Origin of the sequence: Microbacterium sp. MYb45 (assembly GCF_002979655.1) — a bacterium.
Lineage (GTDB): Bacteria > Actinomycetota > Actinomycetes > Actinomycetales > Microbacteriaceae > Microbacterium.
The window spans coordinates 1-23,642 of record NZ_PCPG01000018.1 but is presented as its reverse complement, the minus strand read 5'-3'; the positions used below and the strand labels follow the sequence as shown (position 1 = coordinate 23,642).

The following is a 23,642-nucleotide window of genomic DNA, read 5'->3' as shown; positions in this document are numbered from 1 at the left end:
TCTCTCTCTCAGTTCCGTATGGGTGTTGTTCCGTAGGGGTGAAAACTCAGTGCACGAGTGCCGGGTCGGCATCCTGCGCCGAGGGCGCCTCGGCTGCGGGGGTGGATGCTGCTCCACCACCGCCGCCGTGCGGCTTGCGGCGCCGCTCGATCATGCCGAGCAGCGACGAGCGGTTCTCGCCCGGGGCGCCCAGTGCGGCGGTGACCCGATCGAGGAAGACGGCGATCAGCACGACGCCGAGACCGGCCTCGACGCCCTTGGGGATGTTGATCGTCGAGATCGCCTCGACCACCATCTTCCCGAGGCCGTCGGCACCCGCCATTCCGGCGATGACCGCCATCGACAGGGCGAGCATGATGACCTGGTTGACGCCGGCCATGATGGTCGGCATCGCGAGCGGGAGCTGGATGCCACGCAGGATCTGCCCCGGCTTGGCGCCGAACGCGTGTCCGGCCTCGACGGTCTCCGAGTCGACGCCGCGGATGCCGAGCTCGGTCAGACGCACGCCCGGAGGCAGCGCGAAGATCACGGTGGCGACGAGTCCGGGGACCACGCCGATGCCGAAGAAGACGATCGCCGGGATCAGGTACACGAACGCCGGCATGGTCTGCATGAAGTCGAGCACCGGCTTCAGCACGGCCCGCACGGTCGCGTTGCGCGCCGACCAGATGCCGAGCGGCACCGCGATCAGCACGGCGATGATGGCGGCGACGAGCACGAGTGCGAGCGTCTGCATCGCGGGCACCCAGAGGTCCATCCCGACGATCAGCCCGAACGACACGATGGTTCCGATGGCGAGCTGCCACGAACGCACGATCCAGGCGATGAGCGCGGCGATCACGATGATGACCGCGAAACTCGGCGTGAGCAGGATGCTCGTGAGCCCCTCGACGAGGAAGCTCATCACGAACGAGATGACGTCGAGCAGACCGTCGAGGTTGTCCTTGATCCAGTCGACGCCGGATTCGATCCAGGTCCCTACGGGGATGCGGAAGCCGTCCATCAGCGCACCTCCTCCGTGGTCGGGGCATCGGCCGGGTCGGCGGTCCACCCGTCATCGAGCACCGCATCGATCTCGGCCTGCGGCATCGGCATCATCGGCAGGGTGATCTCCTCGGTCGCGCCGGGGCCGGGGCCCAGGGCGGCGAGCAGCGTCACACGCGGGATCACTCCGGCCAGACGCCCCTCGGCATCCGTCACGGCCAGCGGCAGCGGGGACTCGACGGCGGGCACGAACAGGTTCATCAGCACCTCGTCCTCGCGCACGCTCTGCGGCACGGGCTTGATGATGGAGTCGAGGGTGGTGGCGCCCTGGCGCACGAGCTTGACCGCGTCGCGGTCGGTCACGACACCCACGAGCTGCCGGTCACGGCCGACCACGTAGGTCGCCGACATGTACGCATCGCGCATCTGGCGGAGCGCGGTGCGCGGGCCGGCGGTGTGCGGCACGACGGGGCGCGGGCGCTCCATCACGTTCGCGGCGGTGAGCACACGGGCGCGGTCGACGTCCTGCACGAACTGCTCGACGTAGTCGTTGGCCGGGTCCATCAGGATGTCCTCGGGCGTGCCGATCTGCACGATGCGGCCGTCGCGCATCACGGCGATCCGATCACCGAGGAACATGGCCTCGTTGAGGTCGTGCGTGATGAACACGATCGTCTTCTGGAGCTTCTGCTGCAGTTCGAGCAGCTGCTCCTGCATCTCGCGGCGGATCAGCGGGTCGAGCGCGCTGAACGCCTCGTCCATGAGCAGGATGTCGCTGTCGGCGGCGAGCGCACGGGCGATGCCGACGCGCTGCTGCATTCCGCCGGAGAGCTCGGAGGGGAGCTTCTCGCCCTGACCTTCGAGGCCGACCAGCGAGAGGATCTCCTCCGCCTTGGCCAGGCGTTCGGCCTTCGGGGTGCCTTTGAGCTCGAGCGGGTAGGCGACGTTCGCGGCGACCGTGCGGTGCGGCAGCAGAGCGAAGTGCTGGAAGACCATCGAAATGCGGTCGCGACGGATCTCGCGGAGCCTCGAGGCGGGGATTCCGGTGATCGGGTCGCCGTTCACCGTGACGGTGCCCGACGTGACGTCATGCAGCCCGTTGAGCATGCGGATGATGGTGGACTTGCCCGATCCGGACAGGCCCATGATGACGAAGATCTCACCGCGGTTCACGGTGAAGCTGGCGTCGATGACCGCCGCGGTCCCCGCATCGGCGACGGCCGTGCGACTCTCTCCGGCCTTCAGACGGCGGACGGCGGTGCTCGGATTCTTACCGAAAACCTTGTACAGATTGCGCGCTTCGAGAGCGATTTCGGACACGTTTCCCCCGCGGCTCGCCTTCGGGTGGCTGAGCCTGCTTCGGTTACGCCCGGGTGAGGCTCTCGGGGCCGTTCGACATGATCGCTGTGGCGGCACAGACGGCGGATTTCGGATCCGCCGCGATAGAGCATCGACCGTACGCCCACGCCTCTTCGCAGCACAGCTCATCGAAAGAAGGACGTGACCGCGGACTGGTCTTCGGACCGTCAGGCCCGCATTCCAACGTAACGAAATGGCCGATCAGGGGCAAATCCTGGGTCGGCCGGCGGTGCGAATTTCGGCGGCTGACCGGGGGATTGCACGGGTGTTCAATATTCCGGTCCGAGACCGATTCGGGGTCAGGATCGGCGCTCTTCGGGGGTGCGGATGCTGCGCGTCACGGTGAACTTCGGGGTGCGCGACAGCTGTTCCGTGTGGCCGATCAGACGGGTGAGTTCGGCCCGGTAACCGAGCGAGGAGTTGTACACCGTGAAGAGTTCTCCGCCGGGTCGGAGCACACGCGCGGCGGCCTCGAACAGACGGGTCGCGGCGCCCGTGTGCACGCTCGTTCCGAGGTGGAAAGGCGGGTTCAGGAGCACGATGTCGACGCTCGCGTCCGCGATCTCCGAGGCCGCATCGTCGTGCATGACCGTGATGCGGTCGGCGACTCCGTTCGCGGCCGCTGCCGCGCGAGCCGAGGCCACTGCCGCGGCCGAACGATCGGTCGCGATGACCTGCGCCTCGGGGTGGGCGAGTGCATACGAGACAGCGAGCGCGCCGGTGCCGCAGCCGAGGTCGAGCACGCGGCTCGGGCGGTCGCTGTTCACAACTCCGGAAAAACCACCGTTCTCCGACCCGTTCGCGCCGTTTTCGACCCGAATCAGCCCGTTCTTGAGGAGTTGTGAACCGCCGAGGCCGAGCACCTCGAGCAACACCCGGGTGCCGATGTCGAGGCGGGCGCCGGCGAACGCCCCGCCGTGCGCGACCAGGGTCAGCCCGTCGTGCTGCGCGGTCACCGGAAACGGCGGATCGGCGGGCACCGGACGCGGGGCGGAGGCCACGATCAGGCGGGACTTCCGCTCGGCGCGCTGGGGCTGCACGTGCGCGAAGCTACGCCCGAGCACCTCGTTCTGCGCGAGCGTCATGTGCTTCACTCGGCCGCCGGCGACGAGCACCACACCGGATGCCGCCCAGCGGGCCACGGCATCCGCGATCTCCTCGAGCTCCGCGAGCGACTTCGGCAGCTGCAGCAGCACGAGGCGGGCACCGGAGAGCAGCTCGGCATCGAGCTCATGCGCGGCGAAGCCGGCGAGCCCGAGATCCTCGGCGTTGCGCTCCAGGGCACGGCGGCCGGTCGCGAGGTCTTGATGCACGCGGATGCCGTGCCGCCCGGCATCCGTCAGAGCCAGCGTGATCGCGCCGTATTCGTCACCGATCACGACGGTCTCGGAGCCCGGGATGTCGAGGGAGAGCGCCCGCTCTACGAGCAGCAGATCGGTGGCGTCATACGCCTGGAGGTTGTCCGCCTCGACGTCGGGCCACCGGCGCAGGCGACTGTAGGGGAACTCCGGCACCAGCCCACTGTACGCGGGCGTCCGCCTGCACACGCCCGGGGTTGACACCGGACAGGTTCCATGGTTACTTAGTCGAGTAAGTAACCCACTAACCCACCGGAGGACTCGTGATCGAAGAAGGCAAGCCGCTCTTCCTCCAGATCGCCGAGCAGATCGAGGACTCGATCGTCGACGGCTCACTCGCCGAGGAGGCACAGGCCCCTTCGACGAACGAGCTCGCCGCGTTCTACCGGATCAACCCCGCAACCGCAGCGAAGGGAGTCGCCATGCTCACCGACAAGGGAGTGCTCTACAAGCGCCGAGGCATCGGCATGTTCGTCGCCGACGGAGCGAGGGAAGTCCTCCTCGGCGAGCGCCGCGCGCTGTTCGCCGACCGCTACATCGATCCACTCCTCGCCGAGGCCCGCACCCTGGGTCTCGGCGCCGAAGACCTCGCGGCACTGCTCCGGCAGCGCGCCGCACTCACCACCGACGCAGAAGGGAAGAACCCCGCATGACCGCCGTCATCGAGGTGCAGAACCTCAACAAGCGCTACAAGGAGAAGCGAGCGCTCGACAACGTCTCGCTCAGCATCGAAGGCAACGCCATCTACGGCCTTCTCGGTCGCAACGGCGCCGGCAAGACCACCCTCATGTCGATCCTCACCGCCCAGAACTTCGAGTCCTCGGGCTCGGTCCGGGTGTTCGGCGAGCACCCGTACGAGAACGCGCACGTGCTCGGCCGGATCTGCTTCGTCCGGGAGAGCCAGAAGTACCCGGACGACGCCTACCCGAAGCACGCGTTCAAGGCTGCGAGCCTGTTCTTCCCCCACTGGGATCAGGCGTTCGCCGACGAGCTCATCGCGGAGTTCCAGCTGCCGATGAAGCAGACGATCAAGAAGCTCTCCCGCGGCCAGCTCTCCGCGGTGGGCGTGATCATCGGACTCGCCTCGCGCGCCGAGATCACCTTCTTCGACGAGCCCTACCTCGGACTCGACGCGGTCGCCCGACAGATCTTCTACGACCGACTGGTCGAGGACTACGCCGAACACCCGCGCACGATCATCCTGTCGTCGCACCTGATCGACGAGGTCTCCAACCTCATCGAGAAGGTCATCGTGATCGACAACGGCCAGATCATCCTGAACGAAGACACGGATGCCGTCCGCGAACGCGCCGTCACCATCGTGGGCGAGGCCGCCAAGGTCGACGCCTGGGTCGCGGGCCGAGAGGTGCTCCACCGCGAGGCTCTCGGGCGCGTGGCATCCGTCACCGTGCTCGGCCGTCTCAGTACAGAGGAGCGGGCCGAGGTCACGGCCTCCGGTCTGGATCTCGCTCCGGTCTCGCTGCAGCAGCTCGTCGTCCGTCTCACCCAGAAGGCGGAGGCCCATTCCGCCACGAATGACTCCGGCGCGAAAGAGGAGGTCCGCTGATGCGACGCACAGTCAACGTCATCCGCCTGCAGCTGATCAACAAGGGCACCTTCGTCTGGTACCCGCTGATCATCCTCGCCGCAGCGGTGGTGATCTCGGTCCTCATCTACGCGATGATCCCGGTCGACACCCCGAAGTACGGCGGCGGCGGTCAGGCTCCGCTCTGGTACTTCTTCGCCATCGGGATGTCGGCCATGACGCTCACCTTCCCGTTCTCGCAGGCGATGAGCATCACCCGCAGGGAGTTCTTCTTCGGCACGCTGCTCACCGCGATACTCGGCAGCGCGATCATGGGCGTGCTGTTCCTCATCGGAGGCGGCATCGAGGTGGCCACCGACGGATACGGCATCAACGGCTACGTCTTCTACCTGCCGTGGCTGTGGGATGCGGGTCCGGGCGGCGCCTTCGTCGTCTACTTCACCCTCGCGCTCTTCTTCTTCGTGCTCGGCTTCACCGGCGCGACGATCTACAAGAGCTGGGGACAGCTGGTGCTCATCATCGTGGGCATCGCTCTCTCCCTGGTGCTGCTCGGCCTGGTGTTCCTGGTGACGCGGCTCGACCTCTGGTCGCACGTCGGCGCGGGGATCATGGACCTCGGCGCGCTCGGTCTCGCGCTCTGGGGCCTCCTCGCCACCGCGGTGCTCACGGGCGTCTCGTTCCTCGCCTTCCGGAGGACCATCCCGTAAGCGCACCTCCGCCGCCGCACCTCTCGACGCCGGTCACCCTCCCTGGGGTGGCCGGCGTCGTCGCGTCTGCGCGCTACCGGTACCCGGCCGAGGAAGCAACCCGCTCGTCGGCCGCGCACCGGGCGCATACGCTCGCGGAATCACCGGCACCACGCCCCACCCACACGCGCCGAAAGAGAGGATGCCGTGACGCAGAGCCAGCCCCGATTCCGCGCACGCCGCGCAGGCATCGCGCGCGCACTCCGCGAAGCCGTCCTCCCCGCACGCCTGCTGCTCGTCGCGAAGACGATGCTCGCGGTCGGTCTCGCCTGGCTGATCGCTCCGCACATGCCGGGGGTCACCGACGAGTACCCCTACTACGCCCCGCTCGGGGCACTGTTGAGCATGTACCCCACGCTGATGGGGTCGGCGAAGTCGAGCTTCCAGACGCTGCTCGGGCTCGCCGCCGGCATCGGCCTCGCCACGGTGGTGGTGCTCACGGTGGGGCCCACGTGGTGGACCATCCCGCTCGTCGTGGGTGTGGGAGTGCTCGTCTCCGGAACGGGCTGGTTCGGTGCCGGACGCGAATACATCCCGATGGCCGCGATGTTCGTGCTGATCATCGGCGGACAGAACGCCGACGACTACTCCCTCGGATACCTCACGCAGACCGCGGTCGGGATCGTCATCGGCCTCGTGGTCAACGTCCTGATCGCGCCCGCACCGCTCACCGGAGTGGCGGCGGCGCGCCTGGCCGCCTTCCGCGAGCAGCTCGCCCGACATCTCGACGACATCGGATCGGCGGTCTCCGAGTCCTGGCCGCCGGAGCACGGGCAGTGGGCCGACGACGCCGCCTCACTCGCCGACACCGCAGGTGAGTTGCGGGCAGCGCTCGCGGAGGCCGACGAGAGCCGACGGGGCAATCCCCGGGCGAAGGGCCACCGATCGCGGATGCAGCAGAGCCACGAGGAGCTCGCAGCACTCGACCGGATCGCGCACCTCATCCGCGACATCTCGGACGAGATCGCCGACACCATCTGGGACCGGCCGGCCGGCCTGCCGCTCGATCCCGCGCTGCCCGGTCCCCTGTCCGAGGCGTGCCACGCGGTGGCGGAGGTGATCGCACGCGGCGGTGCCTCATCCGCTGAAGATCACCGCGTCCGCGGCGAAGCCGCCCGCGCCACGCGGCTCCTCCTCGAGACCGTGAACGATCGCACCGTCGACGCAGGCAGCGCGATGGGCCCGGGCGTGCTCACCGCGATGCACTTGCGCCGCATCCTGATCCTCAGCGGAACGGGTTCGTCGACCGGGGACTGACTCCGGACCGCGTCAGATGGTGTCGTCGGCGGCGATCACGTCCACCTGCCAGTAGCGGCCGTCGGGGTCGGCACTGTCGTGCGCGTCATCGGCGGCGCTCAGCACATCGTTGATCTTCACCATCGCGTCGTCGAACTCGGACTCGGTCAACCGGATCGTCCTCTGGGTGAAGGCGGCGTGCACCTCGGTCGTGCGTCCGGCGACATACTCGGGGGTCCAGGCGGTCACCCGGCGCATCAGATCGTGATGGTCCTCCACCAGCGCAGCGATCACCGCGGTCCCGAGCTCCTCGTCGGCCACGGGGCTGTCCGGGCCGCCCACGTTGAGGGGACCCTTGTGCCCGGTCCAGACACGATCACGCCGGTCGCGGGCCTGCTCGGGCGCCTCTTCGATGAGACCGGCGTCGGCGAGTGCGCGCAGGTGGAAGCTCGCGCTGTTGGCCGGCACCCCGAGCTCGGCGGCGATGTCCGCCGCTCGCAGGAAGTCTCGGCGCGAGAACAGGCGGATCATCTGTCGGCGCAGCGGGTGGGAGTAGGCCTTGAGCATGGCCGAGGTCATCCAGACGGGATCGTCGCCCTTGCTCTCGCTGGTGTCGGCTGCCATGCCCCGATCCTACCCGCACCCAAAATTGCGCAATAGAACTTGCGCAATTGTTCTTGCGCAATTACTCTCGACGCATGACCACCCTCACCGAGTCGCATCGCCTGTGGCACAACGGCCGCTACCTCACCTGGTTGCTGAGCGACACGAGCAAGGGCCTCGCGGCCGCGCTCTTCGGGTTCGCGATCCCGCTGCTCGCGCTCATCGTGACGAACGATCCCGCTCAGGCCGGCATCATCGGCGCGGCCGGAATGATCGCCCGCCTGCTCATGACCCTCGCCGGCGGTGTCCTCGCCGACCGCCACCGCCGCATCGCGCTGATGCTGGTCGGATCGCTCATCGGCATCGTGCTGGCGGGGGCCTTCACCCTGCTCGCCCTCGGTGACGCGATGACCTTCGGATCACTACTGGTGATCGACATCCTCCTCGCCGCCCGCAGCGGACTGTTCGACGTCGCCGGCGAGAGCGCGATCAAGGAGATCGTCCCCGACGACGCGATGGGTCGCGCGCAGGCCGCGAACCAGGGCCGCGATGCCGCGCTCCAGCTCGCGGGCGGCCCGCTCGGCGGTCTGCTGCTGGGCATCGGCGGCTGGGCGGTCGGCGCCGTCATGACCCTCTGCCACGCGATCGCCGCCCTGACCGCCTGGATGCTGGGGCGCCGGGCGCGGCGCGCCGGGGTGGTCGACACCGGAGCGGTCGGCGAAAACGGAGACGACCCGGACGACCCGCGGCGTGTCGTGGCAGAACACGCCGTCGCCGCGACGGATGACCTGGGTTTCGGCACCGCTGCGTCGGCCGCCCCCGCGAAGCGGAACGCCTGGGCGGAGCTGCGAGAGGCGTTCGCCTGGCTGCTCTCCCGGCCCGACCTCGGCGGCGTCCTGCTCATCACCACGGTCGTGAACCTCGGGTTCAACGCCGCTATCACCACCGTCATCTACTCGCTGCAGCAGGACGGCCACTCCGAGCTCCTGATCGGCACGCTGAGCGCATCGATCGGGGCGGTGATGCTCGTCGGAGCCGTGTGCGCCCCCCTGCTCGTCCCCCGCATCAAGGCCGGGATCCTGACGATCGCCGGGCTCTCGGTCGCGACCGTCGGGGTCGTCGCGCTCACGATGGTCACCACACCGTGGGCGATCGCCGTCGTGCTCGGCGCCTCGGTGCTGCTGGTGCCCGCGCTCAACGCCGGGATGATGGGCTACTTCATGGTGGCGACGCCGACGCACCTGCTCGGCCGTGCCAACAGCGCCGCGGGAGTGCTCGGCATGGGGGCGATGCCGCTCGCGCCCCTCATCGCCGGCTTCGGTCTCGCCTGGATCGGGCGGGAGTGGACGCTGCTGCTCTGCGCCGCGCTGTGCCTGGCATCCGTGGCTCTGGCCGTCGGCAATCGGGCACTGCGCGCGCTGCCGATCGAGTCGCGGTGGGCCGCGCATGCGAAGGAGTTCGAGTCGGCCTGACCCGCTCCCGGAAGAGGTGCGGCGCTAGAGAGCGCCGGTCAGCGCCGCGACGCCGGCGAGCACCGAGACCAGTGCGAGCACCAGGGCGATCGCGATGAGGACGGCGTGCACCTTGAGGAACGCGGTGGCCTTGCCGTTCTCGTCGCGCGCACGCGGATCGTGGGCGACGCGCTTGTAGAACTGCGGCCATACGACGGCGTTGAAGGCGGCGTTGAGGAAGAGCACGACGGAGAGGGCGATCACCCCTCAACGCTATCGAGGTCCGCCCCCACGCCCGACCGCCGGACGAGCGCGGAATTCTTGGATGAAGTCATGTATCAGAAACCTCTTGCCGTGCTCCTGGTAGGTGTGATCACAATGGGCTTCATGATCGACGGCGCACCCGGCGCCGCTCTCGATCCTGCTTCGGATGACGGGCGCGCACGCTGGGAGCGCGCCGCGGATCTGTTCGGCGCATGGCGCGAGGGCGATGGCCGCGCGATGGACGAGCTCGTACGACTGATGACCCCCGTGCTCTGGCATGTGGTGCGCGCGTACGGGCTCGAACGCACGCTCGCGGAAGACGTGGTGCAGACCACCTGGCTGCAGCTCGTGCGCGGCCACGGCTCGATCAGCGACCCGCGGGCCGTGTCGGCCTGGCTCACGACCACTGCCCGGCGCGAGGCCTGGAAGGTCGCCAAGGCGCACGGCAAGATCGACACGACCGTCGACGACGACCTCGATGCTCTCCTTCCCGAGCAGGCGTCGGCCGAGGAGCACGCGACGCTCGGCGACGAGAACCGACGGCTGTGGACGGCCGTGCGCCGCCTCAACGAGAGGTGCCAGAAGCTCCTGCGCGTGATCGCCTTCGAAGACCGGCCCGACTACGCGCGCATCGCGAGCGACCTCGCGATGCCCATCGGAAGCATCGGCCCGACGCGCAATCGCTGCCTGGCCAAGCTCCGCGCGCTGCTGGACGCACCGCCGACCGCCCAGGCGGGGGGATTCGCATGAGCACTCACGAGGACGCCGAGATGTTCGCACGCCTCCGCACGCTCTGGAGCGACGTCGACCCCGTGCCCGCCGGTCTGATCGACCGCATGGTCGCCGCCGTGGCCGCCGACGGGCTGAACCGCGAGTACGCGCTGCTCACCCTCGTGGAGGGGCAGCTCGGCGCCGTGCGGGGTGAGGCGGATGCGCTCACCCTGCAGTTCAGCGACGGCACCACCAGCATCCTGCTGCACGTGACGCGCACCGCATCCGGTCGCCGCCGCGTCGACGGCTGGGTCGACACCGGTGCCGCAGAGGTCTTCCTGACACAGGGCGAGAAGACGATCTCGGCCGCGCCGGAGGAGACAGGACGCTTCGCGTTCGACGAGGTGCCGCCCGGTCTCACGCGCGTGCGCCTGACGACGGCGATCGGGGACGAGACGCGCACGCTCGCGACCCCGCAGTTCGAGCTGTGACCGCGGGCGCCGCCCGCCGATGAAGCCGCGGGGCGACCCGCACCGAGAGGATGACGATGGAGCAGCCCAAGGGATGGACCTGGCAGGACCGCGCGGAAGGATCGATCCGCCGGGGAACGGCCCTCGACCCGAGCACGGAACCGGTGGACGGCATCCGCGCCTTTCCGACGGCGTACCTGCCGGAGCGACTGCTGGTCACCCGAGCTCTCGGCGACGAGGAAGCGTACGATCAGGAGGTACGGACGCTGCGCGATGCGGCGGACACCTTCGGGTGGCAGCTCGAGGAAGAGCGCGGAGCGCACCGGATCGGCGACGGCGAGCTGGTTCCTGGCGTCGCCGGGTTCCAGCGCCTGCTGTTGACGACCCCCGTCGAGCCGGTGGGCGGCGAGGCCCCGTTCTCGCCCGACGCCTGGCGGGTGCTCCAGCGTGCCCGGCGCATGTCGCACTCGCCCATGCCGCGCACGAGCCTGGACCACGTGCTGTCCATCGATCCGGTCGGGCTCAACCCGTTCACCCGGACCAATCCCTTCACGCGGACCAACCCGTTCACCCGGACCAACCCGGTGCGCGGTGAGGGCGCCGCGGGCAGCGACGACTACCTCGAGCCCGGGAGGGGTGCGCGACAGCCGGTAACCTGGCTGGGCCCTGCTCCCGTGCGCGCACCGGCGCCGAAGCGCGGGCGGCGGCCCGTCGTCGCAGTGCTCGACACGGGGTGCGGCGCGCACGCCTGGCTTCCCGACGACATCGTCACCCGCCATGTCGACCTCGACGGGGTCCCTGTGGGGCTGACAGACGACGCCGATCCGGAGCGCTACCCCGACCTGTACGGACAGCTCGACGGCGCGATCGACGCGGTCGCCGGCCACGGCACCTTCATCGCGGGGCTCGTGCGACAGGCGGCTCCGGATGCCGACATCCTCTCCATCCGCGTGGCGGGCGCACTGGGCGTGGTCGACGAGAGCACCCTGCTCGACACGCTCGCGCAGGTCGTCACGCTGCTGATCCGGCACCGCGAGGACCCGACGACGGGCTTCCCGATCGACGTGCTGAACCTGTCCCTCAGCTACTACCACGAGACGCCGGTCGACAAGATGTTCAGCCTCACGCTGCACCAGCTGCTGGCCAAGGCCCGCGAGCTCGGCTGCGTGGTCGTGTGCTCGGCGGGCAACGACGCCATCGATCGGCCCTCGTTCCCGGCATCGCTGTGGCCGTGGCCGGACTCGGGCAACGGCATCCCGCACGACGACGGCACCCCGCTCGTGTCGGTCGGGGCGCTCAACCCCTCGGCGCAGTCGGTCGCCCTCTTCTCGAACGTCGGCCCGTGGGTGCAGACCTACGCCCCGGGCGCCGCCGTGGTGAGCACCTCGCCCGGCTTCGTCGGAGGCTCTCAGGCGGCGACTCGCGCAGACGTCGACGGCCTCCGCCGGGAGACGATCGACCCCGACGACTATCGAGGCGGATTCGCGATCTGGAGCGGCACGTCGTTCGCGGCCCCCTACGTCGCCGGACGCATCGCCGCGCAGCTCGGCACCGTGCCGGTCGGCGGGGTGGCCCCGAAGGCCGCGAAGAAGGCCGTCGCCGCCGTGCTGAAGTCCCTGCCGACACCCGTCGACCCGACCTGACCACCCCCGAGCCGGACCGCCCGCACCGATACGGGCGGTCCGACTTGGTGTTCGGCCCCGGTTCGGTCCCCCGCCGTCCACTTGTCGGACCGATGCACACCTGTCGGACAGATCCGCGGCGTGTCGTCCGGCATCCGTGATTCCTCCCGACATCCGTACGCCGCGCACCCGACATCCCTATGCCGTCGCCGACCCGACGGACCCGCCGGCAGATGCCGCGGCCGAACGGCCTGCATCCGCGCTCTTCCGCCCAGCCGCGGGGCAGGGCATTCTGGACGGATGCCCCTGTCCGCCAACGAGCTGCACCGGCGCGGAGTCGAGGCGGCGAACGCGAGACGGTTCACGCAGGCGCGGCGCGCGCTCGACACGGCATCCGCCCGCACCGACGATCCCGACCTGCGCGCCCGCATCGACGGCACGACCGCCTACGTGCTCGCGCAGACCGGGCAGCCGGCCGCCGCCGAGCAGCTGTGCCGCGACGCCCTCCGCCGCTCCGGGCTGCGCGCCGAGACGATCGCCGTGCTCAGCGGTCAGCTCGGTGTGCTCCTCATGCACGCCGGCACGCTGGCGGCGGCCGAGGTCGAGCTCAGCCGCACCATCGACACGTTCACCGCGATCGGCGACGAGACCACCGAGCTCGCGAACTGCCTGATGAACCGCTCGGTCGTGCGCATGCAGCAGCGCGAGCTCGACACGTGCATGGAAGACCTGCGGCGCGCGGTGGCCGTGTACGAGGCGAACGACGACCAGGAGCCGCTCGCCGAGGCGCGGCACAACCTCGGCTACGCGGCGCTGCTCGGCGGAGACCTCGTCAGCGCACTCACCCTCATGACCCGCTCCCGTCCGACGCTCGCCGCGATCAGCGACCTGGCCGCCGCGATCAGCGACCTCGACCGCGCGGAGGTTCTTCGCGACGCCGGCCTCACCACAGAGGCGGAGACCCTGCTGGGTCGGGTCGCCGCGGAGTTCGGCGCGCAGCGGATGCAGCAGGCCAGGGGGGAAGCCGAGTTCCACCTCGCGCGCTCGCTGCTGCGCCACGATCCGGCTGCCGCCGAGCGCACGGCCCGCACGGCGACACGGCGCTTCACCGCGCTCGGGAACCACGGGTGGGCGGCGCGCGCCGAAGCGGTGCGGCTCGAAGCGCGGCAGCGTGCGAAGCCGGACCGCCCCGTCGACGCGCCCGCCTTCGCCCGCACCGCCAGAGCCCTCGACCATGCGGGATTCCGGACCGAGGCGACCGGCCTCCGCTTGAGCGCACGACGCGACGGGGCTGGGCGCCTCCCGCGGCTCGACGACAGCGCCCCGACACCGCTCCGCCTCCGCGCCCACGAGGTGAGAGCCGCGCGCGCGGCCGCACGAGGGCGCGACCGGGATGCGCTGCGAGCCGCCGCCGACGGCCTCGACCTGCTCACCACCTGGCAGCAGTCGTTCGGTGCCCTCGACCTGCAGGCCTCGGTCGCCATGCACGGCGCCGACCTGATGTATGCCGGCCTTTCCGCCGCCGCGCGCCTGCACGATCCTGCGACGATGTTCGAGTGGTCGGAGCGCGCCCGTCACCTCAGCCAGCAGGTCGCTCCGGTGCGGCCTCCGCGCGACGACTCGCTGGCCGTGGATCTGGCGGAACTGCGGATGCTGCGCGCCGAGCTCGCCGGCGCCGACTGGACCACGGACGCTCGCGTGCGCGTCCTTCGCGACCGGGTGCGGGAGCGGCAGTGGGCCGCGACAGGGGCGGGCGGCACCCGCGAGCGGCTGGGCCTCGCCGAGGCGACGGCGCTGCTCGATCCCGACACCGCCGTCCTGTCGTACGTCTTCACCGGCTCCGCGCTGCACGCCATCGCGGTGACGTCGTCGGGGGCCACGGTCGTCGACCTGTCCTGGCCTCGTGTGCGATCCGCGCTCGACGGTCTGCGCGCCGACCTCGACATGGCCGCGATGACCCGGGGCGGGCTGATGGGCGCCGTGACCGCGCGCGCACTCTCTGCACGGTTGGCGCTGCTGGATGCCGAGCTGCTCGCGCCGCTGCTCCTGGCGGCACCGTCGGCACGCCGTCTGGCGATCACGGTGCCCGGAGCACTCGGCGGGGTGCCGTGGGCGATGCTGCCGGGGATGACCGGGCTCCCCTTCACGCTCGCGACGTCGGTGTCGCGACTGCGGGGCGGCGCGGCCGTCGTCGGCAGACGCCCGTCGACGATCGGGTTCGCCGCGGGCCCGCGCGTCCCCCGCGCCGGCGAGGAGGTGCGGCGGGCCGCGGACACCTGGGACGGCGGGGGTGTGGCGACGCGGATCCTCGAGGGCGGCGAGGCGACCGTGGCGGCGGCCACCCGACTCGCGGCGGACAGCGACGTGCTGCACATCGCGGCGCACGGCAGGCACGCGGTCGACAACCCCCTGTTCTCGGGTTTCGAGCTCGCCGACGGCATCCTCTTCGGCTACGACGTCGACCTGATTCCGCGCGTCCCCACGACCGTGATCCTCTCGGCCTGCGAACTCGGGCGTTCCTCGGTGCGCTGGGGCGAGGAGGCGCTCGGGATGACGCGGGTGTGGCTGCACGCGGGCGCGGACTGCGTGATCGCCGCCCCCGTCGCCGTGCCCGACGAAGTGGCGGCCGAGCTGCTGAGTGCCGTGCATGTCGGCCTGTCCGAGGGTGCGACACCCTCGGCGGCGCTCGCCCGAGCCACCGTCGACACCGGTCTCAGCGCCCCGTTCCAGTGCCACGGAGACGGATTCTGATCTTTTTCTCCATTCGGTGTATCAGAACCGGTGCCGCACGCTCCTGTTCTTCGGAAGGTGCCATGCGAAGGGCCTCGAAGGGTTGAGGCGCGAGGGAGGCGCAGTCGGATCTGGGGATATCAAGCGCGCTGGGGAGCGTGAGTACGACACGGACACCATCTGCTCGGGGGTGTCGCGGCATACAGCCGCGGCGCCCTCATAGGGCCTCGACGATCTGGGGACGTCGGGGCCCTTGGGGTGTCCGGGCTCACGTCTGTCCGCACGGCACTGCACCGCTCTCGAAGGAGTTCTCGCGTTCTGAAGGACCGGATGCGCGAATCGGTCCTTCAGAACGCGAGAACTCCTTCAGGCTGTGCGCTGAGGGCCCAGTCGCCGAACGTCCCGGATCAGGCGACGAGCACCGCATAGCCGGCGGCGCGCAGCGCGGCGAGCGCCTCCGCATCCGCTCCCGCATCCGTGATCACGGTCGGGAAGAGCTCGACACCGCCGACCGTCGAGAAGGCCTCGACGCCGAGTTTGCTGCCGTCGGTGACCACGACCGCGCGCCGGGCACGTTCGGCCATCATGCGGTTGACGGCGGCCTCGCGCTCGTCCTGCGTGGTGGCACCCGCGGCGGCATCCATCCCGTTCACGCCGATGAAGGCGATGTCGAGCCGCACCCCGCGCAGCAGCTGTTCGACGAACGGACCGACGAGCTCGTAGCTGCGGGAGTGGATGACGCCGCCGGTGACGACGACCTTGATGTCGGGTCGCGTGGCGAGCTGTGCGGCGATGTTCACGGCATTCGTGACGACGGTGATGCCGCCGTTGCCGGACAGGTCGTCTCGGGCGGCGAGTGCAGCCGCGATCGCCGTGGTCGTGGTGCCGCCGGACAGCCCGACCACCATGCCGGGGGCGACGAGGCCCGCCGCGGTCTGCGCGATGCTGTCCTTCTCCTGCGTGCGCAGGTGACTCTTGTAGCGGATGGGCAGCTCGTAGGCGACGGCCTGTGCCACGGCGCCACCGTGCGTACGGGTGAGCAGCCGCTGCTCGGCGAGGGTATCCAGGTCGCGGCGGGTCGTGGCCGACGAGGCGCCGAACTGCTCCACCAGGTCTTCCACCGTGACCTCGCCGCTCGCCGCCAGCAGGTCGAGGATCGCGTTCAGCCGCGCTGCGCGCTTCATCAGGCCCCCTTCAGCGCGAACAGCCGGAGCATGCGGGCGGCCTCGACGGCGAGCGCATCGCGGGCAGGCGCGAGGTACTTGCGCGAGTCGACCAGCCGCTCGTCCGCGTCGAGCTTCTCGCGCACCGCCCGGGTGAAGAAGCCGTTGAGGTGCGTGGAGACGTTGATCTTGGTCATCCCGGCGCGGACGGCGTCCGCGATCACGGCATCCGCCACACCCGAGGATCCGTGCAGGACGAGCGGAACGGGCAGCACCGCTCGCAGCCGCGCGATCAGGTCGAGGTCGAGCGACGCCGTGCGGTCGGTCATCGCGTGGGAGGAACCCACCGCCACTGCGAGCGCATCGACACCCGTCGCCGCGACGAACTCCCGGGCCTCGTCGGGATCGGTGCGCACACCCGGCGCGTGTGCACCGTCCTTGCCGCCCACCTCGCCCAGCTCACCCTCGACGTAGACCCCGGCCGCGTGGGCCCGGGCTGCGACGGATGCCGTGAGCGCCACGTTGTCGGCGTAGGGCAGCGCGCCGCCGTCGAACATGACCGACCCGAAGCCCAGCGCGATGGCCTCGTCGACCAGCTCGGGCCGTTCGGCGTGATCGAGGTGCACGGCGACCGGCGTCTGCGCGCGTCGGGCGACCGCGAGAGTGGCCAGAGCGATCGGCTCGAGCCCGCCGTGATAGTCGGCGCAGTTCTGCGAGATCTGCAGGATCACGGGCAACTCGGCGAGAGCTGCGGCACGCACGAGCCCCTCGGCGGTCTCGAGGTGGATCACGTTGAACGCGCCGATCCCCGTGCCGGCGGCGGATGCGGCGGAGACGAGGTCGCGAGCGGAGACGAGGGTCACGAAGGGTCCTTCCGGAACGATTCAGGGTCGGGATGCGAGACGCGCAGCTGCTGTTCGAGCTCGCGCCAGCGCGGGGAGATGTCCCCGGCGAGCGGGGCGAGCACCGCGGCAGCGGACCAGGCCGTGGCGCGGCGGAGGATCTGCTCGGGGTCGCGCTCGCCCTCCGCGTACAGCACGGCGCAGGCCGCTACACCGGCATCTCCGGCGCCGGTCGGGTTGCCCGCAAGAGGTTCGTCGAGTCGCGCGTGCACGAGGTCGGAGGCGGTGACGGCGAGCATGCCGTCGGCGCCCAGCGAGAGCAGCACGAGCCCGACGCCGCGGGCGATCAGCGAACGGGCACCCTCGACGGGGTCGGTGATGCCGGTGGCGTCGACGAGTTCGGCCGCATTGGGCTTCAGCATGTCGGCACCGGCATCCGCCGCGCGCAGGAGCGCAGAACCCGAGGTGTCGGCGATGACCGGGATTCCGGCGTCCTTCCCCACCGCGATGAGCATCGGGACCAGCGACTCCGGGGCGCCCGGGGGCACACTGCCCGAGACGACGAGAACCCTCGCAGTCGGCAGCCGTTCGACGACCTCGGCGAGGAGATCGGCCCACTCGCTGTCGGTCGGGTTGATCCCGCGCTCGTTGATGACCGTCGTGTCGCCGGCGGTCTCGTCGACCACGGCGATGCTTCGCCGGGTCTCGGCGGCCACCGACACGAGGGCGTGCGGCACTCCGCTGGCGCGGAGCTCGGCGGCGAACTCCTCGCCGACGCGGCCGCCCGTCGTGGTGACCGCGAGGGCGTCCGCTCCTTCGGAGTACGCCACACGGGCGACGTTGAGCCCCTTGCCGCCGGCGCGCGCGACTCCGGCATCCGCCCGGTGCGTATCGCCCTCGACGAGCCGATCGATGTGCCAGGTGAGGTCGAGCGCGGGGTTGGGGGTGACGGTGAGGATCACGTGAGCTCCCTCGCGCGCAGGGCGGCACCGAGCAGGCCGGCGTTGCCGGAGAGTTCGGCGGGGACGAGCACGGGGATGCGGTGGAAGCTGAGCCGGTCCGCGAGGCGCCTTCGTAGTTCGTCGAAGAGCGCACCGCCGGCACGGGACAGACCGCCGCCGATGACCACGGCCTGCGGCGCGACGACCGCGGTGAGCTGCGCGAGCGACATCGTGAGGGCGTCGAGCGCCGAGTTCCAGATCTCTGCGGCGACCTCGTCGCCGGCCGCCGCGCGGGCGATCACGTCCTTGGCCCCGTCGGGTGCGATGCCGGTCGCCTCCCGGTAGCGCCGCGCGATGGCGCCGGCCGAGGCCACGGCCTCCAGGCAGCCGCGCGCGCCGCAGGGACAGATCGGCCCGTCCGCGATGGGAGAGTGCCCGATCTCGCCCGCGTAGCCACCGGCGGTGTACGGCACACCGCCGACGAGCAGGGCGCCGGCGATGCCCGTGCCGATCACGAGCACGACGGCATCGGCGTAATCGCGAGCACCGCCCAGGCGACGCTCCGCCCAGCTCGCCGCCCGCACATCGTGATCGAAGGCCACGGGCAGGCCCAGGCGAGCGGAGGCGAGGTCGCGCAGCGGCGAGTCGTGCCAGCCCAGATTGCTCGCGAAGACGCCCACCCCGGCGTCGGCATCCACGATCCCCGGCACCACGAGTCCGGCCGCCTGCGGAACGACGTCGGGATGCGCCGCGCGGAGCTCGGCGGCCAGCACTTCGAGCCGCTCGAGCAGCACCTGCGTGCGGTCGCCGTCGGCGATCGGCGTGGGCGTGCGACGGAGCCCGAGCGCCGTCCCGTCGGCGTCGAACAGCGCCGATTTGATGTCGGTTCCGCCCACGTCGAATGCCAGGACGGGCGCGCCGACTCCGAGCCCGCGCACGTCGGCGAGCTTGTCTCCCGCCGCGTCGCGTTCGACGTCGGGAACGGCCGCTGCCGCGTCAGGGTCGATCATCATCGGCTCCGGCCATGCGTGGGGTCATGCATCCAGGATGACGGATCGCGTGAGGTTGCGCGGCTGATCGGGGTCGAGCCCGCGCTCCACCGCGCGGTCGAGCGCCGTGCGGTGCAGCCGCACGAGGTCGGCGAGCGGGTCGATCGCCCGCTGCTCGAATCGGGCACCGGTCGCGGTCACCTCGCCGGCGAGCCCCTCCGGAGCCTCGCCGAACTGCCACGTCACCCGGCCGGGAGCGGCGATGGCGATCGGACCGTGGCGGTAGTCCATCGACGGGTAGGCCTCGGTCCACGACTGCGACGACTCCCGCAGCTTCAGAGCGGCTTCGTGGGCGAGACCGATCGTCCAGCCGCGTCCGAGGAACGTGTACTGCTCGGCGTCACGCAGCTCGTCATCGCCGGGCTCCGCGAGCACGGCCTCGGCATCGGCGATCGCCGCGGACAGGTCTTCGCCGAGCGAGGCACGGAACAGGGCGAGGGCCGTCGTGGCGAAGCGCGTCTGCACCACGGACTTCTCGTCCGCGAACGGCAGCAGTACCGCATCGTCGACGAGCGACGCGAGCGGCGACGTCGGGTCGCCGATGACACCGATCGTGCGGATGCGTCCCTTGACGCGGTCGACGAGCTCGAGCACCTCGCTGGTCGTGCCGGATCGCGTCAGCGCGACGACGGCGTCGTATCCCCGGTCGATGAACGCCTCGGAAGCGGCGAACGCATCCGTCTCGCCGTGTCCCGAGGACTCGCGGAGAGCGGCGTACGACTGCGCCATGAACCACGACGTGCCGCAGCCGACGACCGCGACCCGCGCACCGGTGGCGGGGAGCAAGCCCTGCTCGGCCGTGAGGTCGGCAGCCCGTGCCCACATCTGCGGCTGGGAGTGGAGTTCTTCGCGCATGTGCGCGCCGGGAAGTGATTCAGTCATCGGGGTGCCTTTCTGGCGAGACGTTGCATACTTGTGATTGTTTGAGGCCGGAATCAATCATAGTATGGCGGAAAACAACGACAACCCCCACTTACCCTTGATTTGTTTGTTCCCCTGACAAATAATCGGACAAGTTCCAACGCCTCGTCGTCGATTCCGATCGTCGCCGAGAACCCCCGAGCCCCGGCTTGAACGATCGCGGATGCCACCCGGCGAAGCGGTCACCACGCACTGTCGCGTGAGATGTGCTTGCGACTGTGCACCACACCCCCTTCCCGAAGCGGCCTGCCGCCGAGGGACGGACACTCACAGTGAGGAATGCAATACACATGAAGAAGTCACTGCGGTTCGGCGCCGCCGCCATTGCGGCCGTCGCCACGCTCTCGCTCGCTTCGTGCGGGTTCGGCGGATCGTCCGGAGACGGCGGAGGCGAAGAGGGCTCAGCGACCCTCGACCTGCTCGTCCCCAGCTACTCCGACGGCACCAAGGCGAACTGGGAGACCGTGATCGACGGGTTCGAGAAGGCCAACCCCGACATCAAGGTCAAGCTCGAGGTGCAGTCCTGGGACAACCTCGAGAAGGTCGTCTCCACCAAGATCCAGGCGGGCGAGGCTCCCGACATCTACAACGGCGGACCCTTCGCGGGCTTCGTCGGCGATGAGCTGCTCTACCCGACGGAAGACGTCGTCTCGAAGGAGACCTTCTCCGATTTCCAGGAGTCGTTCCTGAAGAACGCCGAGATCGACGGCACCGCCTACGCGCTGCCGATGATCGCGTCGGCCCGCGCCCTGTTCGTCAACAACGCGCTGCTCGAGCAGGCCGGTGTCGAGGCGCCGACCGACTGGGACTCGCTGCTGGATGCCGCGACCAAGGTGTCGGCACTCGGCGGGGGCGTCGCCGGCTACGGCATGCCGCTCGGATCCGAAGAGGCGCAGGCCGAGGCGGCCGTGTGGCTGTGGGGCGGCGGCGGATCGTTCGGCGATGAGTCCGAGATCACGATCGACACCCCGGAGAACCTCGTCGGCGCCGAGCAGATCAAGAAGATGATCGACGCCGGTGCGACCCAGGCCGACCCCGGTTCGACGCAGCGCTCGCCTCTGATGGACATCTTCATCCAGGGCAAGATCGGCATGCAGGTCGGCCTCCCGCCGACGGTCGGCCAGATCGCCGACGGCAACCCCGACCTGGACTACTCCATCGTCCCGATCCCGACCAAGGACGGCTCGCCGTTCACGCTCGGCGTCATGGACCAGCTGATGGCCTTCGAGAACGACGGCGACAAGCAGGAGGCGATCACCAAGTTCTTCGACTACTACTACTCGGCCGACGTGTACGTGCCGTGGGTACAGGCCGAAGGCTTCCTGCCCGTCACCAAGTCCGGTGCCGAGCAGCTCGCCGGCGAGGAGGCCCTCAAGCCGTTCCTCGACGTGCTGCCCGACGCCCAGTTCTACCCGTCGACGAACCCGAAGTGGTCCGCCGCCGACGGTGCGTTCAAGTCGCTGTTCGGTCAGCTGCAGTCGAAGCCGGCGCAGGATGTGCTGACCGAGATCCAGGCGCAGGTCGACGCGGGCTGAGCCCGCTGACGGAGAGGTTCGGGTACCCGAATGAGCCAGAAGACAGAGTCCTCGAACCTCGCGGGGGCGGCCACCACCGGCCGCCCCCGCCCCCGGAAGACCCCGGATGCCGTGCGCGGCAGGCCGGGCGGAAAGGACCTGCTCCAGGCTCTGCCCTGGATCGCACCCGCACTCCTCCTCATCATCGGCGTGGTGTTCTTCCCCGCCGGGGTGATGTTCTTCAACTCGACACGGGACATCTCGCTGTCGGGCCTCGACAAGGGATCGGTGGGCTTCGACAACTTCGTCACGGTCTTCACGTTCGCCGAGTTCTGGCCGATCTTCTTCCGCACGATCGTGTGGGTCGTGTCGGTCGTGCTGTTCACGGTCGTCATCTCGCTCGGCCTCGCGCAGATCCTCAACAAGGCGTTCCCCGGACGCCAGCTCGTGCGCATGGCCGTCATCGTGCCCTGGGCGGCATCCGTCGTCATGACGACGATGGTCTTCTACTACAGCCTTGAGCCGTATTTCGGGATCTTCAACAAGTTCCTCTACGACATCGGGCTCTCGGATGACGCCGTCGGGTACGGCTGGACCAAGAACCCCGCGACGGCCTTCACCTGGTCGATCGTGATCGCGATCTTCGTATCGCTGCCGTTCACGACGTACACGATCCTCGCCGGACTCCAGGCGGTCCCGGCCGACGCGATCGAGGCGGCGAAGATGGACGGCGCGAGCCCGGCCCGCACCTACTGGTCGATCATCCTCCCGCAGCTGCGCAGTGCGCTGGCGGTCGCGGTGCTCATCAACATCATCAACGTCTTCAACTCGCTGCCGATCCTGAAGGTGATGACCGGGTCGATACCGGGCTACGGCGCCGACACGATCATGACGCTCATCTTCAAGTACATCGAGCTGCAGAAGAAGGTGGATGTCGCGAGCGCCCTCTCGGTGGTCGCGTTCCTCATCGTCATCGTGATCGTCGCGGCCTACGTGAAGATCGTCAAGCCCATGAAGGAGGTCTGATCATGACCGTGACCGAGACTGCCCTCGTGACCACCGCCGGCGACGGCGCCGCCCCCCGCATCCCGGGGCGCAAGCGCCGCTACACCGAGGACCAGGTGACGCTCCCCCGCGTGATCCTGCGCATGGCGGCCGGATTCCTGGTGCTCGCGATCTTCGTACTGCCGTACCTGATCATGTTCTTCGGCTCCGTGAAGACGAAGCCGCAGATCCGGTCGGTGGACCCGACCTACCTCCCCACGGAGTGGCACTGGGAGAACTACATCACGATGTGGTCGACCCCCGAGACGCCGCTGCCGTACAACCTGATCTCCACGATCGTCATCGCCGTCTTCGCGACGCTGCTCGTGCTGCTGGTATCGCTGCCGGCGGCGTACTACACGGCCCGGTTCAAGTTCCCCGGCCGCATGGTGTTCCTGTTCCTCGTGATCATCACGCAGATGCTGCAGCCCGCCGTACTCACCTCGGGTCTGTTCCGACAGTTCACCGTGCTCGGGCTTGGCGACACCTGGATGGCGATGATCTTCATCAACGCCGCCTTCAACCTGTCGTTCGCCGTGTGGATCATGCACTCCTTCTTCGCCGGCATCCCGAAAGAGGTCGACGAGGCCGCGCAGATCGACGGCGCGGGGCGATTCACCGTGCTGTTCAAGATCAACCTGCCGCTCGTGTGGCCGGGCATCGTCACCGCGATCGTGTTCACGTTCGTCGCCTGCTGGAACGAGTTCGCGGCCTCCCTCGTGATCCTGTCGACCGACAAGAACCAGCCACTGTCGGTCGCGCTCACCAAGTTCGTCGGGCAGTACGAGACCAGCTGGCAGTATGTGTTCGGCGTCTCGATCGTCGCGATCCTGCCGGTGGTCATCCTGTTCATGCTCATCGAGAAGCGCCTGGTCGGCGGTCTGACCGCGGGCAGCGTCAAGTAGGCCGGGCGGGGGCCGGGTTTCTTCGGCGGCCGAGCCGCGGCGGCCGGCCCCCGGGGCCCGACCGCGGCGCCCGAGTTCCCTCCGTGGCCGAGCACTTGTCGGACGGATGCACGGTTGCAGGGCCGACGCACGGCGTGTCGTCCTGCATCCGTGCACTCTCCCGACATCCGTACCAGGGGTCGG

At 69.7% G+C, this 23,642-nt stretch carries 22 protein-coding genes; 12 read left to right on the top strand and 10 right to left on the bottom strand.

The features are described 5' to 3' along the window. Positions 1–46 precede the first annotated feature (46 nt). The 3 genes from CQ034_RS18170 to CQ034_RS18160 all read right to left on the bottom strand — a co-directional run bounded on the left by CQ034_RS18170 (position 47) and on the right by CQ034_RS18160 (position 3,857). On the bottom strand, positions 47–1,003 hold the full coding sequence (locus CQ034_RS18170; protein WP_105712182.1) for a proline/glycine betaine ABC transporter permease: 957 nt from the start codon (positions 1,001–1,003) through the stop codon (positions 47–49). Then, positions 1,003–2,304 (bottom strand): glycine betaine/L-proline ABC transporter ATP-binding protein, encoded by a 1,302-nt coding sequence (locus CQ034_RS18165; RefSeq protein WP_029273756.1) that lies wholly within the window; start codon positions 2,302–2,304, stop codon positions 1,003–1,005. Before CQ034_RS18165 ends, CQ034_RS18170 begins: the two co-directional genes overlap by 1 nt. 338 nt (positions 2,305–2,642) lie before the next feature. Beyond that, on the bottom strand, positions 2,643–3,857 hold the full coding sequence (locus tag CQ034_RS18160) for a class I SAM-dependent methyltransferase (RefSeq protein WP_105712181.1): 1,215 nt from the start codon (positions 3,855–3,857) through the stop codon (positions 2,643–2,645). Between the two features lie 107 nt (positions 3,858–3,964). On the opposite strand from CQ034_RS18160, the gene CQ034_RS18155 reads away from it, so the two are divergent. The 4 genes from CQ034_RS18155 (at position 3,965) to CQ034_RS18140 (ending at position 7,250) form a co-directional block, all read left to right on the top strand. Beyond that, the gene (locus CQ034_RS18155) at positions 3,965–4,354 is read left to right on the top strand and encodes a GntR family transcriptional regulator (RefSeq protein WP_105712180.1); all 390 of its coding nucleotides are present in this window, start codon (positions 3,965–3,967) and stop codon (positions 4,352–4,354) included. Further along, the gene (locus tag CQ034_RS18150) at positions 4,351–5,268 is read left to right on the top strand and encodes an ABC transporter ATP-binding protein (RefSeq protein WP_105712179.1); all 918 of its coding nucleotides are present in this window, start codon (positions 4,351–4,353) and stop codon (positions 5,266–5,268) included. Before CQ034_RS18155 ends, CQ034_RS18150 begins: the two co-directional genes overlap by 4 nt. Further along, on the top strand, positions 5,268–5,954 hold the full coding sequence (locus CQ034_RS18145) for a hypothetical protein (RefSeq protein ID WP_105712178.1): 687 nt from the start codon (positions 5,268–5,270) through the stop codon (positions 5,952–5,954). The genes CQ034_RS18150 and CQ034_RS18145 overlap by 1 nt, the downstream gene beginning before the upstream one ends. A gap of 186 nt (positions 5,955–6,140) precedes the next feature. After that, on the top strand, positions 6,141–7,250 hold the full coding sequence (locus CQ034_RS18140) for an aromatic acid exporter family protein (protein WP_105712177.1): 1,110 nt from the start codon (positions 6,141–6,143) through the stop codon (positions 7,248–7,250). Positions 7,251–7,262: 12 nt separating this feature from the next. Here the strand turns inward: CQ034_RS18140 and CQ034_RS18135 are convergent, their stop codons facing one another. After that, complete coding sequence (locus CQ034_RS18135; protein ID WP_029263209.1) at positions 7,263–7,853, bottom strand: helix-turn-helix domain-containing protein; 591 nt, start codon at positions 7,851–7,853, stop codon at positions 7,263–7,265. A gap of 74 nt (positions 7,854–7,927) precedes the next feature. Here CQ034_RS18135 and CQ034_RS18130 point away from each other — a divergent pair, with 74 nt between their 5' ends. Then, on the top strand, positions 7,928–9,304 hold the full coding sequence (locus CQ034_RS18130) for an MFS transporter (RefSeq protein WP_105712176.1): 1,377 nt from the start codon (positions 7,928–7,930) through the stop codon (positions 9,302–9,304). A gap of 24 nt (positions 9,305–9,328) precedes the next feature. On the opposite strand, the gene CQ034_RS18125 is transcribed toward CQ034_RS18130, so the two are convergent. Beyond that, positions 9,329–9,547: an SCO4848 family membrane protein gene (locus tag CQ034_RS18125; RefSeq protein WP_029263211.1), complete on the bottom strand. Its 219-nt coding sequence runs from the start codon at positions 9,545–9,547 to the stop codon at positions 9,329–9,331. Between the two features lie 69 nt (positions 9,548–9,616). Between CQ034_RS18125 and CQ034_RS18120 the strand changes: the two genes are divergently transcribed. The 4 genes from CQ034_RS18120 to CQ034_RS18105 all read left to right on the top strand — a co-directional run bounded on the left by CQ034_RS18120 (position 9,617) and on the right by CQ034_RS18105 (position 15,101). After that, positions 9,617–10,297 (top strand): RNA polymerase sigma factor, encoded by a 681-nt coding sequence (locus tag CQ034_RS18120; protein ID WP_258134268.1) that lies wholly within the window; start codon positions 9,617–9,619, stop codon positions 10,295–10,297. Further along, positions 10,294–10,749 carry a hypothetical protein gene (locus CQ034_RS18115; protein ID WP_029263213.1) on the top strand — a complete coding sequence of 152 codons (456 nt, stop codon included), beginning with the start codon at positions 10,294–10,296 and terminating at the stop codon, positions 10,747–10,749. Before CQ034_RS18120 ends, CQ034_RS18115 begins: the two co-directional genes overlap by 4 nt. Before the next feature lie 56 nt (positions 10,750–10,805). Continuing rightward, positions 10,806–12,371, top strand: a complete 1,566-nt coding sequence (locus CQ034_RS18110) for a S8/S53 family peptidase (protein WP_105712174.1) — start codon at positions 10,806–10,808, stop codon at positions 12,369–12,371. 279 nt (positions 12,372–12,650) lie between these two features. Next, positions 12,651–15,101, top strand: a complete 2,451-nt coding sequence (locus tag CQ034_RS18105) for a CHAT domain-containing protein (RefSeq protein WP_105712173.1) — start codon at positions 12,651–12,653, stop codon at positions 15,099–15,101. A 386-nt stretch (positions 15,102–15,487) separates the two neighbouring features. Here CQ034_RS18105 and CQ034_RS18100 read toward each other — a convergent pair whose 3' ends face one another. Genes CQ034_RS18100 through CQ034_RS18080 form a run of 5 tightly spaced genes read right to left on the bottom strand, consistent with a single transcriptional unit; the run spans position 15,488 to position 19,957 of the window. Continuing rightward, positions 15,488–16,264 carry a DeoR/GlpR family DNA-binding transcription regulator gene (locus tag CQ034_RS18100; protein WP_091033372.1) on the bottom strand — a complete coding sequence of 259 codons (777 nt, stop codon included), beginning with the start codon at positions 16,262–16,264 and terminating at the stop codon, positions 15,488–15,490. After that, the gene (locus tag CQ034_RS18095; RefSeq protein WP_105712172.1) at positions 16,264–17,106 is read right to left on the bottom strand and encodes a class II fructose-bisphosphate aldolase; all 843 of its coding nucleotides are present in this window, start codon (positions 17,104–17,106) and stop codon (positions 16,264–16,266) included. The genes CQ034_RS18100 and CQ034_RS18095 overlap by 1 nt, the downstream gene beginning before the upstream one ends. Then, positions 17,103–18,047, bottom strand: coding sequence for a 1-phosphofructokinase family hexose kinase (locus CQ034_RS18090; protein WP_105712171.1), 945 nt, complete (start codon positions 18,045–18,047; stop codon positions 17,103–17,105). Before CQ034_RS18090 ends, CQ034_RS18095 begins: the two co-directional genes overlap by 4 nt. Further along, positions 18,044–19,036, bottom strand: coding sequence for an ROK family protein (locus CQ034_RS18085; protein WP_258134266.1), 993 nt, complete (start codon positions 19,034–19,036; stop codon positions 18,044–18,046). The genes CQ034_RS18090 and CQ034_RS18085 overlap by 4 nt, the downstream gene beginning before the upstream one ends. Positions 19,037–19,060: 24 nt before the next feature. After that, complete coding sequence (locus CQ034_RS18080) at positions 19,061–19,957, bottom strand: SIS domain-containing protein (protein WP_029263220.1); 897 nt, start codon at positions 19,955–19,957, stop codon at positions 19,061–19,063. Positions 19,958–20,286: 329 nt separating this feature from the next. Between CQ034_RS18080 and CQ034_RS18075 the strand changes: the two genes are divergently transcribed. The 3 genes from CQ034_RS18075 to CQ034_RS18065 are packed head-to-tail and all read left to right on the top strand — an operon-like array spanning position 20,287 to position 23,459. After that, positions 20,287–21,531, top strand: a complete 1,245-nt coding sequence (locus CQ034_RS18075) for an extracellular solute-binding protein (RefSeq protein WP_105712170.1) — start codon at positions 20,287–20,289, stop codon at positions 21,529–21,531. Positions 21,532–21,561: 30 nt separating this feature from the next. Beyond that, entirely contained in the window at positions 21,562–22,536 is a 975-nt protein-coding gene (locus CQ034_RS18070) for a carbohydrate ABC transporter permease (RefSeq protein WP_181156372.1), read from the top strand. 2 nt (positions 22,537–22,538) lie between these two features. Next, entirely contained in the window at positions 22,539–23,459 is a 921-nt protein-coding gene (locus tag CQ034_RS18065; protein WP_181156371.1) for a carbohydrate ABC transporter permease, read from the top strand. Positions 23,460–23,642: the final 183 nt, after the last annotated feature.